General features: G+C 43.2%; 17 protein-coding genes. 4 read left to right on the forward strand and 13 right to left on the reverse strand.

Annotation, left to right across the window (positions count from 1 at the left end; translation table 11 throughout):
• Positions 1-89 precede the first annotated feature (89 nt).
• The 5 genes from L2703_RS15365 to pepA form a co-directional block, all read right to left on the reverse strand.
• Entirely contained in the window at positions 90-428 is a 339-nt protein-coding gene (locus L2703_RS15365; RefSeq protein ID WP_248971956.1) for a PBPRA1643 family SWIM/SEC-C metal-binding motif protein, read from the reverse strand.
• 144 nt (positions 429-572) lie between these two features.
• Positions 573-3,485 (reverse strand): valine--tRNA ligase, encoded by a 2,913-nt coding sequence (locus L2703_RS15370; protein ID WP_248971957.1) that lies wholly within the window; start codon positions 3,483-3,485, stop codon positions 573-575.
• Between the two features lie 33 nt (positions 3,486-3,518).
• A complete protein-coding gene (locus L2703_RS15375) occupies positions 3,519-3,968 on the reverse strand; it encodes a DNA polymerase III subunit chi (RefSeq protein WP_238107204.1) in 450 nt (149 codons plus the stop codon).
• 423 nt (positions 3,969-4,391) lie between these two features.
• Positions 4,392-5,159, reverse strand: coding sequence for a substrate-binding periplasmic protein (locus L2703_RS15380; protein WP_248971958.1), 768 nt, complete (start codon positions 5,157-5,159; stop codon positions 4,392-4,394).
• Between the two features lie 362 nt (positions 5,160-5,521).
• Positions 5,522-7,030, reverse strand: a complete 1,509-nt coding sequence (pepA, locus tag L2703_RS15385) for a leucyl aminopeptidase (protein ID WP_248971959.1) — start codon at positions 7,028-7,030, stop codon at positions 5,522-5,524.
• Positions 7,031-7,303: 273 nt separating this feature from the next.
• On the opposite strand from pepA, the gene lptF reads away from it, so the two are divergent.
• Positions 7,304-8,416 (forward strand): LPS export ABC transporter permease LptF, encoded by a 1,113-nt coding sequence (gene lptF / locus L2703_RS15390; RefSeq protein ID WP_248971960.1) that lies wholly within the window; start codon positions 7,304-7,306, stop codon positions 8,414-8,416.
• Positions 8,413-9,471 (forward strand): LPS export ABC transporter permease LptG, encoded by a 1,059-nt coding sequence (lptG, locus tag L2703_RS15395; RefSeq protein WP_248971961.1) that lies wholly within the window; start codon positions 8,413-8,415, stop codon positions 9,469-9,471. The genes lptF and lptG overlap by 4 nt, the downstream gene beginning before the upstream one ends.
• 62 nt (positions 9,472-9,533) lie before the next feature.
• On the opposite strand, the gene L2703_RS15400 is transcribed toward lptG, so the two are convergent.
• The 3 genes from L2703_RS15400 to L2703_RS15410 form a co-directional block, all read right to left on the reverse strand.
• Positions 9,534-10,043 (reverse strand): RDD family protein, encoded by a 510-nt coding sequence (locus L2703_RS15400; RefSeq protein WP_248971962.1) that lies wholly within the window; start codon positions 10,041-10,043, stop codon positions 9,534-9,536.
• Positions 10,044-10,069: 26 nt separating this feature from the next.
• A complete protein-coding gene (locus tag L2703_RS15405) occupies positions 10,070-10,324 on the reverse strand; it encodes a DUF2960 domain-containing protein (RefSeq protein ID WP_248971963.1) in 255 nt (84 codons plus the stop codon).
• A 145-nt stretch (positions 10,325-10,469) separates the two neighbouring features.
• Positions 10,470-10,922, reverse strand: coding sequence for a GNAT family N-acetyltransferase (locus L2703_RS15410; RefSeq protein ID WP_248971964.1), 453 nt, complete (start codon positions 10,920-10,922; stop codon positions 10,470-10,472).
• Positions 10,923-11,109: 187 nt separating this feature from the next.
• Here L2703_RS15410 and L2703_RS15415 point away from each other — a divergent pair, with 187 nt between their 5' ends.
• A complete protein-coding gene (locus L2703_RS15415) occupies positions 11,110-11,682 on the forward strand; it encodes a DsrE family protein (RefSeq protein ID WP_248971965.1) in 573 nt (190 codons plus the stop codon).
• Positions 11,683-11,700: 18 nt separating this feature from the next.
• On the opposite strand, the gene L2703_RS15420 is transcribed toward L2703_RS15415, so the two are convergent.
• The 3 genes from L2703_RS15420 to L2703_RS15430 form a co-directional block, all read right to left on the reverse strand.
• On the reverse strand, positions 11,701-12,450 hold the full coding sequence (locus L2703_RS15420; RefSeq protein WP_248971966.1) for a substrate-binding periplasmic protein: 750 nt from the start codon (positions 12,448-12,450) through the stop codon (positions 11,701-11,703).
• A gap of 55 nt (positions 12,451-12,505) precedes the next feature.
• Positions 12,506-13,150, reverse strand: a complete 645-nt coding sequence (locus L2703_RS15425; RefSeq protein WP_248971967.1) for a DUF2913 family protein — start codon at positions 13,148-13,150, stop codon at positions 12,506-12,508.
• A gap of 145 nt (positions 13,151-13,295) precedes the next feature.
• Positions 13,296-13,874, reverse strand: coding sequence for a DUF4136 domain-containing protein (locus L2703_RS15430; protein ID WP_248971968.1), 579 nt, complete (start codon positions 13,872-13,874; stop codon positions 13,296-13,298).
• 438 nt (positions 13,875-14,312) lie between these two features.
• On the opposite strand from L2703_RS15430, the gene L2703_RS15435 reads away from it, so the two are divergent.
• Entirely contained in the window at positions 14,313-14,627 is a 315-nt protein-coding gene (locus tag L2703_RS15435) for a DUF1289 domain-containing protein (RefSeq protein WP_248972000.1), read from the forward strand.
• A gap of 40 nt (positions 14,628-14,667) precedes the next feature.
• On the opposite strand, the gene L2703_RS15440 is transcribed toward L2703_RS15435, so the two are convergent.
• Positions 14,668-15,258: a TetR/AcrR family transcriptional regulator gene (locus L2703_RS15440; RefSeq protein ID WP_248971969.1), complete on the reverse strand. Its 591-nt coding sequence runs from the start codon at positions 15,256-15,258 to the stop codon at positions 14,668-14,670.
• 83 nt (positions 15,259-15,341) lie between these two features.
• On the reverse strand, positions 15,342-16,763 hold the full coding sequence (locus tag L2703_RS15445; protein WP_248971970.1) for a coniferyl aldehyde dehydrogenase: 1,422 nt from the start codon (positions 16,761-16,763) through the stop codon (positions 15,342-15,344).
• Positions 16,764-16,922 lie beyond the last annotated feature (159 nt).

Here is a 16,922-nt window from a genome sequence, read left to right on the forward strand (position 1 = left end):
CCTAAGTTGAGGGAAAATATCCAAAAAACAAAAAGCGGATCGTGAGATCCGCTTTGTTTACTGTTATTTGCTGTGTCTTTAGCCGATATTTAGGCGCCACAGCACTTTTTGTACTTTTTGCCGCTACCGCAGGTACAAACGTCGTTGCGATTAGGTTTGGCTTCAAAACTCACTGACTTAGGCTTATTTAGCAGTCCTGTTAGCTCAATAATGTTCTCAGCTTTGTCTGCATCAACCGTAATGTGAGCAAATAGCTTATGCTCAGCAACCATGGCGGCAACTTCTGCTTTACGTTCATCGGTTTGCACCGACAACAATAATGGCGACAGTTCTGTACCGGGTTTGGTGGTGCGCTTGGTGTTATAACCGCTCTCGCCATAGGCTGGCTTTGGGGTTCTACGACCTTTAAAAAAGAATTTATCAGACATGGTTTTGACCCATTAAATAGAATGATGATATTGGCGCAAGCTTATACAGCAAAAACGCAAAATGGGATATTAAAGTTTTCTATAAGTGCAAAATAAAAAACCAGCGACATGTCGCTGGTTTTTTGTATCAATTTAACTAATTGATTATGCTTCTATTTTAGCCAATTCGACTTTTTGCTCGTTTAATTTTTCAATATCACGAGTTAAATCAGTCATTTTGGCGCGTTCTTTATCAATGACTGCCGCAGGCGCTTTAGCCACAAAACCTTCGTTAGATAATTTGCCTTCAATACGGGCAATTTCTTGGGCTAGTTTTTCAAGCTGTTTGTCGATACGCGCCATTTCGGCGGCAACATCGATTAAGCCTGCCATTGGGATAAGCAGTTCCATGTTACCGACTAATTGGGTCGTCGACATTGGCGCGCTGTCACCTTCTTCAAGCACTGTGATGGTTTCGAGCTTGGCAAGGCTTGCAAAGAAAGCTTGGTTGGCTTCAAGGCGGATACGGTCTTGATAACTGACACCACGAACCAGTGCGTTAAGCGGCTTAGAAGGGGCAATGTTAAGCTCGGCACGAATGTTACGTACTGCCACAATCACTTGCTTAACCCATTCAAGGTCGGCCATTGCTGTGGCATCAACTTGATCTGCTTGATAGGTTGGGAATGTAGCCAACATCAAGGTGTCGCCTGTTACGCCAGCTAAAGGTTTAACCCGCTGCCAAATGGTTTCGGTAATGTACGGCATGATTGGGTGCATTAAGCGTTGCATTTTTTCAAGCACGGTCACTAATGTATGGCGGGTGCCACGCATTTGTGCATCGCTGCCATTTTGCATTACCGGCTTAGTTAACTCTAAATACCAGTCACAGAATTGGTTCCAGGTGAACTCGTATAAGGTGTTAGCTGCCAAGTCGAAACGGTACGCAGCCATATGGTCGTCGAAGGTTTTCACGGTTTGATTAAATAAACCAATAATCCAACGATCGGCCAGTGATAACTCCATTTTGCCCGGTTTGCCATCAACGAGTATTTGGCCACAATCAAGTGGTGTGCCTGCTTCGTCGCTGTCTGGGTTGGTTTGAGTTTCGGTGTTCATCAACACGTAGCGTGATGCGTTCCATAACTTATTACAGAAGCTGCGGTAACCGTCTAGGCGTTTCATGTCCCAGTTAATGTCGCGGCCGGTTGATGCCATAGCGGCTAACGTAAAGCGCAGTGCGTCAGTACCGTGGGCTTCAATGCCATCGGCAAATTCTTTACGAGTGCTTTTTTCAATTTTTGCGGCCAGTTGAGGCTGCATCATATTACCGGTACGTTTTTCAACGAGGGCTTCGAGTTCAATCCCGTCAATCATGTCGAGCGGGTCAAGTACGTTGCCTTTAGATTTTGACATTTTATTACCGGCTTCGTCACGGATAAGCCCGGTTACGTAAACGGTTTTAAAAGGCACTTGTGGTTTGCCGTTTTCATCTTTAATGAAATGCATGGTCATCATGATCATACGGGCAACCCAGAAGAAAATGATGTCAAAGCCTGTCACCAACACGTCGGTTGGGTGGAAGGTTTTTAAGTCTTCTACATTGTCTGGCCAACCTAGGGTTGAGAAGGTCCATAATGCAGAGCTGAACCAGGTATCTAGCACGTCATCGTCTTGGCGCAGTACTGCTGAATCGGCAAGTTTATGTTTTGCGCGCACTTCTGCTTCGTTACGGCCAACATAGACTTTGCCGTTTTCATCGTACCAAGCGGGAATACGGTGTCCCCACCATAATTGGCGCGAGATACACCAGTCGTTAATGTCGCGCATCCACGAAAAGTACATGTTTTCGTATTGCTGTGGCACAAATTTGATTTCGCCGGTTTCAACCGCTTCAATGGCGGTTTTGGCCATAGACTCAACCGCAACATACCACTGGTCTGTTAGTAATGGTTCAATGACCACGCCGCTGCGGTCGCCATAAGGCACTTTTAGACCGTGTGGCGCGACTTTTTCTAGCAGACCTAAGCTGTCAAATTCTGCCACGATAGCGTCACGAGCTTTAAAACGATCGAGACCAACATAACGCTCAGGTAGCGGCATGTCGATGTCTTTGTTTGGTGTACCGTCGGTGTTAATGACTTCAACCATTGCGCGCACAGAGGCATCTAAAGTGAAGATGTTGTACATAGGTAATGCATGACGCTTACCCACTTCATAGTCGTTAAAGTCATGTGCTGGCGTGATTTTTACACAGCCAGTACCAAATTCCATGTCGACATAGTCATCGGCAACAATTGGAATTAAACGATTAACGATTGGCAATAATATGAATTTGCCAATCAGCGATTGGTAACGTTCGTCGTCTGGATGAACCGCTACCGCGCTGTCACCTAACATGGTTTCAGGGCGGGTGGTGGCGACTTCTAAATAGTCTTTACCATCGGCAGTGAGTGCACCTTGGGCTAACGGATAGCGGAAGTGCCACATGTGGCCTTGCTTTTCTTTGTTTTCAACTTCTAGGTCTGAAATCGCGGTGTGTAGCTTTGGATCCCAGTTAACTAGGCGTTTGCCACGATAAATTAACTCGTCATCATAAAGGCGCACAAACACTTCTTGCACGGCTTTTGATAAACCTTCGTCCATGGTAAAACGTTCGCGGTCCCAATCAACAGAGGCGCCCATACGACGAAGCTGTTTGGTAATAGTGCCACCAGATTGTGCTTTCCAGTCCCATACTTTGTCGATAAACGTATCACGACCTAAATCGTGGCGTGTTTTGCCTTCTTCGGCTTCAAGCTTTCGCTCCACCAACATTTGTGTGGCAATACCTGCGTGGTCAGTACCGACTTGCCACAAGGTGTTTTTACCCTTCATACGCTGATAGCGGGTGAGGGTATCCATAATTGTGTCTTGGAATGCATGACCCATGTGTAAGCTACCGGTGACGTTCGGTGGCGGGATCATGATGCAGTAGTTGCCTTGTGATTCATCGCCATGCGGCTTGAAGTAACCTTGCTCTTCCCAATTTTGGTAAAGGGCTTGTTCGATAGACTTTGGGTTGTATGTTTTTTCCATAGGAGCGTTATGTTCTCTATCTAAATTAAGTGTTTATTCTGCTAATGCTTGGGTGCTAGGGGTTATGCCGGCACGTTGATATTGACGGTAGCGATTGCGGGCAATGCGCTTTAGTTCATCGTCATTAGCGACAAAATCGATAATATGGGGCAAGTTTACCGCAAAACTGGGCATTTGGTCTGCAAGATTAATCAGAACTTGGCGACTTTTATTTGGCCCTAAGGTGTCAAAACCGATTTCAACTGGCGCACCAGTCATCGGGCCTTCGCCCTTTAAATTGTGTGGCACAAAGGCGCTTGGTTCAAATTGCCACAATAACTCGTCAATGGCATAGGCTTGTTGTTTGTCTTTGCAGTGAATATAGACGGTTTTTTGTTGGCGGTAATGTTGTTCAGCTAACCTACAAGCGGCCAAATGCAGCGCATCTAATGCACTCATTTGATTATGATTATCAGGCATAAGGTAAAACAAGGCTTGAGTCATGTTGTGCAGCTTTTTAGCGGTTAATAAGTTGGCCACGAGTTTACACTAAAATCGCTTGCGGGTTAATGGCTGTGTGATGCGATATTCATATGATGTTGCAATAGCTCAATACCACTAAAGTCAGTTTAATCGTGCTATTAATCCGGCATATATCGCGACCATAATGGATTTTCTGCGCCTAGTGGGTAACCGCGTGTTAATTGAGGGCTCGTAATCGATAACTCGGAATAATCAGAAAGGAAAGCCATTGTGGCTTAAAGTTTCGATTGCTGTAGCTTTGTCAAAAAGTGACTTTATCTAACGAAAGCGTGTAGCTATAAACTGCATTATTGTCTATGATATCGGCGATAAAATAGCGTTGTTGCTAACTTGTAACAAGTTAATCCTTGTTTAAGAATAGGTTTTTATTTGGGGGGATGGTGGTTATTGCGCTTCTGTTGCGAAGTAACGTTGGAATAGCGTTTGATAATGACCCGATGCTTTTAGCTCATCAAAGGCGTGTTGCCATTGTGCCACGGTTTCATCATTGATGTCGTTTGAAAAAGCAATATACAAAGTCGAATCATAAAGTTTAATGGATGTTTTCTCTATAGAGTTGACATCAATATTGGCAGCTTTGGCCAAAAATGGCATCACAAGTTCGCTCATTGGAGCAACATCAACTCTTCCGTGATTGAGCATTTTTAACGATTGAATTTGCGATTTGTCGGTACTTAAATTTGAGAATTCATTTGCTTCTAAATAGGTGTGGTCGGCATTGCCTTGTACCACTCCAATTTTAGCAACACGCTTTAAATCCGTTAAGTTTTTTAATGTAAGCCCTGAGTGACGCTTTTGGTAAAAGTAGACACCACTGGTGATGATAGGGCCAACCCATTTCATGCCGTTTTCGCGCTCGGGTCTTTTGGCTATGACAAACAGAGCGGTATTGGGTTGTGTTTTAAGTTGTTGAAACGCGCGATTAAATGGCAAAAGCTCGATATTGGCGCTCAGGCCATGTAATTTTGCCATGTCTTTGACAAGCTCAACAGAAAACCCTGTTAACTGTTCATCTTTTTTGTAACTAAATGGATGTAATGAGTGAGTAATAAAGTTGATACTCGGGGTGGTTTGAGCCAATGCGGGTGAGGGTAATAACACAATTAAGATTGCACTGATTAACCTAGGCACTAACCGTGAAAAAGGCTTCACTTAACAATGTCCTGATCCACTAACTGGAAAAGTAGGTAATGAAGTGTCATGTAATCAAATCCTTATGATCGTATAGGCCTGAAGTGGTTGTCTCTATAACGTTATTTGTAGCTGAGAGAATAAACGCTCATTAACTCATCTTTGTCATGCTAACAGCGTTAACCTCGCCTTTGAGTAAAACTCATTGCATGCTTAAAAGCAGGTTTGGCTGATATTGTGATTATGTTTAATGACATCAATGCGTTCAATGTCGCTTAGTCTATACTGCACAGTTTTTTTGTTCAATATTTAAGCGCGTGTAGGGCTGTAAAAAAAGGGTAAAGCACTTGCGTTACCCTTTTTAGTTGGCGTTAAACTCACGTTTACTCGCTGATATCTACGCCTGCGCGATTGATTAAGAACTGGCTTAAAATTGGCACCGGGCGACCGGTTGAGCCTTTATTAGCACCACTATTCCAAGCCGTACCAGCCACGTCTAAATGTGCCCAGTTGTACTTTTTCGCAAAGCGAGATAAGAAACACGCGGCTGTGATCGAACCTGCTGGACGCCCACCTAGGTTGGTCATGTCAGCAAATGGGCTATCAAGCATGTCTTGATATTCGTCCCATAATGGCATGCGCCATGCGCGGTCGCCACTTTGCTCACCTGCATTTAATAATTCATGTGCGAGTGGATTATGTGAGCTAAACAAACCTGAAGCGTGCTTACCTAACGCAATGACGCAAGCGCCAGTTAAGGTTGCAGTGTCGATAACCAATTCTGGATCGAAACGCTCAACATAGGTTAATACATCACATAGTACTAAACGGCCTTCAGCGTCTGTGTTTAACACTTCAACGGTTTGGCCAGACATGGTGGTTAAAATATCACCAGGGCGATATGCATTACCTGATGGCATGTTCTCACAACCAGCCAGTACACCAATCACATTGATTGGTAATTTCATTTCGCATAATGCTTTCATGGTGCCGATAACACCGGCTGCGCCGCCCATGTCGTATTTCATTTCATCCATGGCCTCGCCTGGTTTTAATGAAATACCGCCAGAGTCAAAGGTTAAGCCTTTACCAATAAGTACAATAGGTTTCTCTGCGCTGTTAGCTGCGCCCTGATATTCCATCACTGTCATGATAGATTCATTGCTGCTAGCACGGCCTACTGCCAAATAAGAGTTCATGCCCAATTTGGCCATTTGCTCTTCGCCTACAGTGGTAACTCTGAGGTTTTCGTAAACTTCAGCCATTTGACGAGCCTGTGAAGCTAGGTAGGCTGGATTACAAATGTTAGGCGGCATGTTAGCCACATCACGACACAAGTGCATACCTGCTGAAACCGATGCGCCATGCTCAATAGCACGCTCGCCAATGGTTAACTCGCGACGAGTCGGCACGTTAAATACCATTTTACGCAATGGACGACGCGTTTCACCTTTACGGGTTTTTAGCGTGTCAAATGAATACAAGCTGTTTTGAGTTGTTTCAACGGCTTGGCGTACTTTCCAGTAGGTGTCACGCCCTTTGACATGTAGCTCTGTTAAGAAGCATACTGCTTCCATTGAGCCAGTTTCGTTCAGTGTACTGATGGTTTTTGTAATAATTTGCTTGTATTGGCGCTCATCTAATTCACGCTCTTTACCGCAGCCAACCAATAATACGCGCTCACTTAACACGTTTGGTACGTGATGCAATAGCAACATTTGCCCAGGCTTACCTTCAAGGTCTCCACGGCGAAGTAGGTTACTAATATAACCTTCACTGATTTTATCCAATTGCTCTGCGATACCAGACAAACGGCGAGGTTCGTAGACACCAACGACGATACAAGCTGAACGTTGTTTTTCGGGGCTGCCGCTCTTTACGCTAAACTCCATGAGCACTCCTAGATTCTTAAAGACAAATTTTTATATTTATTAGATAATGTTTGCATTAGGCCATCTGGCATATAATCGACGAAAAGGTGTTAACTGTTTGGGATTATTAACGAAAAAAAGGCGAAATCTGACAGCCAAAATAAATGTTAATCATGACCCCAAAGCACCTTCCGCGCTGGTCAGAAAACTAGCAAAACTGCTGAAAGTAGACAGTTTACATGAAAGTTGCTCTGATACCAGTAAAAAGATAAGTTTAGCCACCGGATCCCACTTGTGATTGTATTTAGATACCTGATTGGTGAAGTTTTAAAAGCGCAAATAGCGGTACTTGTCGTACTGTTAACTATTTTTATCAGTCAACAATTTGTGCGTGTTTTAGCCGACGCTTCAGACGGCGAATTTCCTGCATCATTAGTCATGACATTGCTCGGGCTTAACCTGCCTCAATTAACGGTATTAGTATTGCCGCTAAGTTTCTTTTTAGCCATTTTGTTGGCTCATGGGCGCATGTATGCCGAAAACGAAATGGTGGTGTTACATGGTGTTGGTGTTAGTGAATGGTACGTGACTCGTGTAACCTTATTGGTTGCTTTTGCCAATTTGATTTTTACGGCTTATCTGTCTGTGTACGTTGGTCCCTGGGCGGAAGAGCGCCAAAATCAAGTTTTAGAGAAAGCGCAATCAGAGGCTGGATTAGCTGCGTTAACTCAAGGGCGTTTTCAGGCTAGTCCAAATGGCCGTGCGGTATTATTTGTTGAGAAAATCGATAAAGATAATGCGCTTAATAAAGTGTTTGTTGCGCAATTGCCTGATCCTGAAGATGAAGATGGATTAACCCATATTATTGTCGCCCAACAAGGTAGGGTGATTGAAGATAATATTGGTAGCCAACAATTGCAGCTTGATAAAGGCGTACGTTATCAAGGTAGCCCTAAATCGCTTGATATTCAGGTGATTGAATTTGGCGGTTATAAAATGGAAATTAAAGAACAGGAAGTGGATGAGCGTAGACGCAAACTGTCGGCTCTTCCTGTTGATGAATTACTTGCCACGCCAGGCCCTGAAGCCGCTGCAGAGTTTCAGTGGCGTTTAGCCATCCCTATTGCTATTCCGCTAATGACCTTAATAGCGGTGCCGTTAGCCCGTGTGAATGTTCGTCAGGGTAAATTTGCCAAAATGTTCCCCGCGATTTTGTTGTATTTGGGGTATTTTGGTTTGATGGTGGCAGGGCGTAAAGCCTTACAAGATGAAGTCGTTCCGCAGTATTTAGGCATGTGGTGGATCCATGCTTGTGCATTATGCTTAGGGTTATTGTTGTTAATTAAAGAGCGCCCAACGGGTCAAAAATTATTGAGCTTCTTTAGCCGTAAGCAGGTGGCTGCATGAGAATTTTAGATTTTTATATTGCCCGAATGATTATCAGTACCTCGGCGTTATGTTTACTTATATTGACTGGTTTGTCTGGCATTATTAAATGGGTCGATCAGTTACGAGTGGTTGGTCGAGGCAGTTATACCTTGGTTGATGCGGGTATTTACGTACTGTTTTTAGTGCCGCGTGATATTGAAATGTTTTTCCCAATGGCTGTATTGCTTGGGGCATTAATTGGCATGGGGATGTTGGCGTCTAACTCTGAGTTAGTGGTAATGCAAGCATCTGGGATGTCACGTTTACAGATCACACAATCGGCAATGAAAACCGCCATTCCTTTAATGATAATGGTGATGGTATTAGGGGAGTGGGGCGCACCTGTGGCTGAAAAAAGCGCCAAAGAGTTGCAGGCGGTAAAAGTCTCTGGTGGCAGTTTAATTAAGTCTAATCGGGGTATTTGGGCTAAAGACGGCGATATGTTTGTCAATATTGGTGAAGTACAAAACATAGATACACTTAATAATGTCAGTCTTTATCGCTTTAATGACGATTTAGCTTTAACCAGTGTGACTCACGCAGATAAAGCATTATTTGTCGATGATGTGTGGCAGCTTTCTGGGGTGGTTAATACGTCTGTGCAAGATGAACAAGTGATTAGAACCCATGTTGATAAAGACGTTTGGCAATCATCTTTAACCCCAGATAAGCTCAGTGTTGTTTCGGTTAAGCCTGAGTCGTTATCGATAAGAGGATTGCTTGATTATTTAGATTATTTAGACATTAATCAGCAAGATTCGAGTCGATATGAATTGGCTTTGTGGCGCAAGATTATGCAGCCTGTGACAGTGGCTGTGATGATATTGGTTGCTTTATCGTTTGTATTTGGACCGCTACGCACCGTTACCATGGGAGCTAGAGTGTTGTTGGGTGTCGTGGCTGGATTTAGCTTTTATATTAGCAACCAAATATTTGGCCCTATGAGTATTGTGTATGACTTACCTGCATTTGTGGGGGCTGTCACTCCCAGTATTTTATTCACGGGTATAGCCATGCATTACATACGCAAATAAACGTTCGCATTTGCTAAGAGACAACAATGGCAACATGCGTTGCCATTTTTTGTTGGTATAGATTAAGCACCATGCCAATTGCGCATTTGGTTGGCTTCAACCGACAATACCACCACTTCTGAGCGGGTCATTTTATCTTGCAGGGCAAGTTTATCGGTGTTGATTAAAATCCATAAATTACCAATGCCTAATAACGACCACACGATACGAGCACAGGCCGTTATAAGGCTAAGATTTTGGCCATTAGGGTGTTGTACTTTTAATCGCCATGCTCTCATGCCCAGTGTTTGTCCACCTCGGCTCCAAAAAAGGGCGTAAAAGCCACACACGCAAAGGGTTAACCAAAGCTGATAAATGCCATGGTAAAGCGGTGTATTATTTAATAAGTCTGAAGTATGTTCAAAACCGTTTAATGAAATAACGCCGCTACTTTGTAAGCCAAAAAAGATGCCAAATCCAATTGCGCCGGCAAACATATAAACGGCTACAGCGAGCATAAAATCGTAGACAATAGCCCCAAACCTGCGAATAAAGCTGGCTCGAGGGAAGTTGGCGTGTTCAGTGTTTAACATGGATATTCCTTAACACTCATGTGGGGTTAGATTTCATCATCTTCGCGAACAAATTTAATGCTGCTAAAACCAAAACGGGCAAATTCGCTTTTACGAAATTCTTTTTCAGCTTTAGCCCCTTTTTTTGAGGTTAATGCGATTTGCTGTTCCATTGCGAGAAACTTTGTTAAATCAATCCCTTCAGCTTCAGCTGCGGCTTCATAAAGGTCGTGATGTATGTCATAGCTAAACGGGATCGTTTTGGTTTGACCTTTAAAGGTGTATATCACTTGGCGCGCCATGGCGACCTCCTGAAATTAATGTCAATTATTTTAAAGGGGCTAATTAAGGCGAGAGCCTGCCCTGTATGAGTGTCTAAATGGCCTAATTACTGACGACAAGAGTAATGCCTGTCCATCGTGCTAGTTGGGCATAATTGTCCCATGATCAACTGCCTAACGCCAAATATAAATAGCATGCATCATCGGGGTAGCTGCTTAGCGATTGAGTTAAGCTTTTAGATGTTGCATGTGGTTTAAATCCTTGTTGTTGCCAGTAAGATTGAGCTCCCTGAACGGCAACAAGTCCTATTCCATCTATATTTGCGGTTTTTGCAAGGTTAAGCACATAAGCGATGAGTTGCTTGCCTATTCCCATATTTTGAGCGTTTAGCGCAATGGCCATGTCGTGCAAATACCAACTGTTAGTGTTTTGTGTTGATATTTCGCAGTTAAGTGACGGTGCGTCTGCGCGTGACCAAGGGTGTACTAATGCATAGGCTAAAACCTGTTGTTTCTGCTCAAAAACCACACAGGTAGAAGGTGATGCTAACCATTTACTTTGCATGACGGTTAACGATTCGGGTGTTAGCTCTACATAGCATTGAGCTTGAATTGCCATGATAGTAGGCCAATCAGCGGCGCAAATTGGGCGTATTAGCATATTAGGTGACTGTGGGTTATTTGGATGGCGATTATACTTACTTATGCATTAAAATTTAAGCGTTTATCTGTGTTAAAGTGGCAAGGGTTTTCTCATAGGTGTTATGTGGCTAGCGCGATTTATTGATATAAGGAACATTAAGATAATGGCAATTTTTTTACCTTCAATGACAAAAAGAGCGGGGTATTTATCGCTATTGTGCCTGTTAGCCTGTCCCTCTTTTATGGCAACAGCAGGCATTGAGGCGTTCAAATCAGGGACTGTGATTAAAGATTACGGTAAGGTTGCAGAGGTCAAAAGTAGTTTGGTCATTCCAAAAGGAATGACGTTTAAGGTGGCTTTTGATTTAGCAAAAGCAGCTAACCCCGGTGAATTAAATCGCAGTATTGAGACTTTAGCGCGTTTTATCAATATGCATGTTGCTGCGGGAGTCAAGCTCGAGGATATCTCTCTTGCTATGGTGGTACATGGACAAGCAGCCAGTGATTTGACTCAACAGCGATATTATCAAATGTTGAACGCAGGCCAAAAAAATGCCAATGCAGATTTAATTGCGCAATTGGTAAAACATGGCGTTAAGTTTTATGTGTGTGGTCAGACCGCAGCTTATTACGGTATTACGCCCGATGAATTATTACCCGGTGTTGATATGGCGTTATCGGCATTAACGGCTCATGCAGTGCTAGCTCATGAAGGTTACAGCGTAAATCCTTTTTAGACTGGTTGGTTTTGAGTACTACTTTGTTTGTTCAAATACTGCCTGCAGGGTGTATTTATCAATGATGTGTTGGATTGTGCCGTCTGCCTGTAACTCAGCTATCGCGGCATTAATTTGAGGCAACAATGCCGCATGCTCCTTGCGAAGTCGCATCACTAAATCACCTTTTGAATGAATGGCGGCAAGTGCGATTGGGCTGTTGAGTTGTTTGGCCCAATATAATGCCGGTAAGTCACCTGAAATTGCCGCTTTTACTCTGTTTTTCTCAAGGGCGATGATCAGTTCACGTTCTGAAATGAAGTCGACCCGAGTGAATTCTGCATCATTGTGATACAGGTATCCTCTGACGGTACCTATTGCTTTACCGGTTAATTGGTCTGCATGTTGCCAGTCTTTGGCATTAGCTTTTAATGTGATGATATTTTCTTGGATAGCCAGCAAGGCGGATGATTGCACAAACAACTTGCCTAAATCGTTATTAGGAAACCAACTTGGGCTGACAAAGTCAAAGTCGAGTAAACCGTTGTCCAATGCGTAATTGGTTCTTCTGGGCGGGAAATTATGCTTTTCAATGTTAATCTGTGCTTTGGCAAGTAACAGAGGAACGATTTCGCCTAAAATACCAGGGTTTTCAGGCGCGTTTGGTATGTAATAAGGCACCCAGCTACTCGAACCATTTACGTTGTATTTAAGAGTGGTCTGAGCAAAAGCAAATCCAGAGATAAAACATAACATTAAGCACGCTACAGCAGTTACACTTCTTTTCATGGTACCTCCTTACATGACAACGGTGCCATACAATATATCTTTGCGCCCTTAATAACTAATATTGATCAAGGCACAGTAGACATAAACTTGGGTGTAGATTGTTAGGCCGTAAGGTGTAAGTTTTGTGGTGTTTAACCAGTGTGGTTTTTTTATTGCCCTGGCTTAATAAAATCCCTTGAGCGAGTGCTAAACGCGCCACTTGGTTTTCGTCACCGCGAATGTACATTGCAATGGGCTTAACAATGTTGTCGTCGATAATGTGTTGACTAAACTCTTTAGCAGAGATAATCAAACTTGATTGCCCATCACTGTCCAATTTCAGTTTAGCATCGATGTCGGTATCTGTGATGACTAGCCATTCTAGCGCGCGTAATTCAGCAAGCAGATTGTTTAATCCCGTACCGCTTGGTGTCGTACAATGATTGGCTTGTTGGTATTGATCGGCAATGCATGTAAGCAGCCGTTTGAGTTGGGCTCCAGCGCCTTGACTGCGTGCTTGACGGATCCATGTGGTGAGGTCGTCTGCAACTAATTTAGAAAAGCGTTTAGTTTTTAATGATTCAACCATCCAATTGCATAAAAAGTGGCTTTCTTGTGCTGGTGTTCTTGGCGATTTATGCTGTGCTGCAGCTGTGTTAATGGCATCGATACCGGCTAAGGCCAACGTCAGTAATGCTTGGTTATACGTTTCGGTGGTCATATCTAAAAATCAATCAACTAAAATTACCGTTAGTTTACCGCGGTGCAGTCAATTGCTAAATAGATATTTAATCAGATTGCGATTACAGCGAACAGATTAAGAGATTGGCCATTGGGTATGTTTGCGACACAATGGCCAACTTTGATTATTTTTGCGGTGGGAATTGTGCCAAAATGGCCATGACGGTTTTGTTGATCTCTAAGGCTTTTTCTTCGCCACCTTGATCAAAGTGATATTGGCCGTTTCCGCGCCAAATTAAGCGCTTATCTTTTGGGTCGACAATATCAATTTGGATAGTTTGTGTTTTTGCAGTGTCACTGCCTAGGGGAATTCCAATGCTAGTACCTAGGCCAATCCCCCCTCCCGATCCCCAGGTGCCTGAGCCAAGACCAATTGACAAGCCTGAATCTTTTTCTTTATCTTCAGTTACAAAGGCGTAATTGACTATAAAGTCGGCATTATCAGCCTGATAGACATACCCTTGGTTAAGTAATGTTTGCTTAATATCCGCGTTTATTCTGTCTGCGGTTAATGGGTCGTCGGTTTGCTTAACGGTGAGTTGGCTAAAGGTTTTTAGCGAAGAAAAATCATAGTTCACATCATAATCTTGTTTAGGCTTTGCTGAGCAAGAGGCCAGCAATAACAGCGCACTTAATACGATAATAGGCTGATGCCATCGTATATGGCGGCTAAATAATTGACCAGAACGCCTTAATGTTTTCATGAGACCTCCAATGGAACAGCAATAATGTACAAAATTAACTCAATTAGTATAACCTTAATATACGATGATGATGGGTGTGTAGATTATTAGGTTGATATGACTATACCGCATTAATACCAATACTGATTAGAATATGATCTATTTTAGGCTGCGTCACTAGACCCATTACAATGAAAATGACGGCAGGTGTAGTCATTTACATCAACGTCATTTTAAGCCGTAATGGGGGGCGCAACTGCGAAGAGCAAATTTATCAGCGTGGTATGGTTTGTTAGCCTTTCTTCGCGTAGTGCACTATAACCTAATGCACTATAACCTAATTGACTATGCCCTCAAAAGGCAGCCTCGACAACCGCATTGATATCTTTTGCTTGAAGAGCACATGTGAATGCGGATTGGTATAATCAATAGTCTTACAGGAGTTAATCTTACTCAATGATGGAACAGTTAAGCTTTTTTGCGGTTCCCAGCCCTTGTATCGGCGTGTGTCAGTCTGACAGCCGAGGTTACTGTCTGGGGTGCTTTCGTAGCCGTGATGAGCGTTTTAACTGGATGAATTTTAGTGAGTTACAAAAGCAAGATGTCATCCGTTTGTGCTTGCAACGTAAACGACGCAGGCAATTTGCATTGCATAAAGCGAGGCAACAGGAACTGCTTAACCAACAAGCGGCTCATACAGCACAATTAAATTTTGAAGACAGTAATGACTCAACTGATGATATTGATTTAACCGGCTTTAATTTAGATGATTAAAGTTGAGTTCGTTAAACCTCTAGTGGCTTCTGTCGCTGGATTACTGAGCTTTCATGGCGTGCCAAAATAATTTGAAGCTGGCACTACGGTGCTTTGGGTCATTACCGAGTTGTGGGTTGTCAGTAAAGTATCTGATGGCTGCTAAATATTGTCCATGACAGTTTTCCAGTAATAGTTCACTGGGAAAATCGCCAATAATGCCTTGCTGTTTTCCTTGTTCAATTAACTCGACCACAAAGCCTAAAATGCTGTTCATTGCTTGCTTTCTTACCGCTACATTAATGTCTGCCGACATAGAGTACTGTAGAAAAAACAACTGCTTAAGAGGCTGTGCTATTGCCCAGTCAATGGCTGTTTGCCACAGGTTATTGGCGTCTTTTTCAATGTTGCCACTTAGCACAACCTTGCCAACCATATTGCTAGCAAATTCCTGTTTAATAGACAAAAAAAGTTGATTCATTATGTCATTTTTAGTTGGGAAATGATGAAACAACGTGCCAGTCGCCACCCCAGCGGCTTTTGCAATAGATGCTGTTGAAGTGGCGTTAAAGCCTTTTTCGACAAACAGTGACAATGCCGAATCTAAAATGGCTTGTTTCTTATCTGTGATGCGACCTTGTGTGCTGACCATTAATGCTAAGCGCCTGTATTTGAGGTGGTTGAAAACGATAAATAGCCCAACAAAGACCTAGTGTAAGTTGGGCTGCTGTGCAATTAACGCAAAAAGAATTTCATTAATAGTCGCTGAATAACGCTGCCATAAGGTGGGTGAACAAAAACACCCGTATTAATTTTACCACTGTTTAATACGGTTTTAGCATGGCTGAATGTTAAAAAACCTTCTTTGCCATGGTAATGGCCCATTCCTGAAGGCCCGATACCGCCAAAGGGCGCGTCGTCGGCAGCAACATGAAATACCGTGTCATTAATACATACGCCTCCCGAATGAGTTTGCTGCAACACAGCTTGCTGGGTTTTATCATCAAAACTCATGATGTACAACGCAAGCGGCCTGTCGCCGCGGTTAACATAACCTATGGCCTCTGACAGATTTTGATAGCTAATAATGGGTAATAACGGACCAAAAATCTCATCTTGCATAAGTAACATGTCGTCCGTTGTTGCGGTGATCAGTTGGGTGGCTAATTTACGACTGGTGTTTGAAATGGGGTCATCTGTTGCCGATACAACCTTTGCTCCTTTGGCTTTTGCATCCTCAAGTACTTTTAATAAACGCTGATACTGGCGGTCATTAATCACATTGCCGTAATCTGGATTATTGACAAAGTCAGGATACATTTTGTTAAAACGTGCCCGATAAGTAGCGATAAATTCATCGACTTTGTCGGCAGGGCAGAGCACATAATCAGGTGCGACACAAATTTGGCCAGCATTTAAACATTTGCCGAAAATGAGGCGTTCAACGGCGGTTTGTAAGGGCATGTCTGGGGCTATAATGGCCGGAGATTTTCCGCCTAATTCTAGTGTGACTGGGGTTAAGTTGTTAGCTGCAGCTCGCATAACGTGGCGCCCTACAACAGTTGAGCCGGTAAATAAAATATGATCAAAAGGCAGAGATGAAAATTCTGCCGCGACTTCTGCTTCACCTTCAATAATGGCAACTTCAGAGGTATCAAAAATCGTGGCCAGCAATTGGCGTAACACGTTATTTGTTGCAGTGGTAAACTCAGACATTTTAAGCATGGCACCATTACCAGCTGCAATGGCTGTGATGAGCGGCCCTATTGATAACATGATGGGGAAATTCCACGGAACAATAATACCGATAACCCCTAACGGTTGGTATTGTACCGACACTTTAGACGGTGAGAGCAGCATACCAGCATGACGACGACTGGGTTTCATCCAAGATTTAAGGTGTTTAATGGTGTAATTAATATTATTAATACAAGGTAAAATGTCTGAAATAACCGTGTCGTTAGATGAGCGATGACCATAATCTTGATTGAGTGCATCAATTAATGTTTGTTGGTTATCCAGTAATGCAAGTTTGAGTTGTTTGAGCTTATTTACCCGTGATTGATAACTTGGAGCCGGTTGTGACAAGTAGCGGCTTCGTTGCTTGTCGAGCATTTGTGCGAGTGACTTGACTGGTTGTTCAGCTGCTATGTTCATGATTATTCTCCGGCTGAGGTAAGTTGTCGCTAGGGCCTGTATATCTTTGCTGCAAAAACAACCTTAAAAAATCAATAGACCCTATTGTGCTAGTTGGAACAGTCAATCTACTGGTGCGTACAAAAATAAACCGACTGATTAGTCGGTCTGATGTTATGC

The sequence above is a fragment of the Shewanella basaltis genome, assembly GCF_023283885.1.
Taxonomy (GTDB): domain Bacteria; phylum Pseudomonadota; class Gammaproteobacteria; order Enterobacterales; family Shewanellaceae; genus Shewanella; species Shewanella basaltis.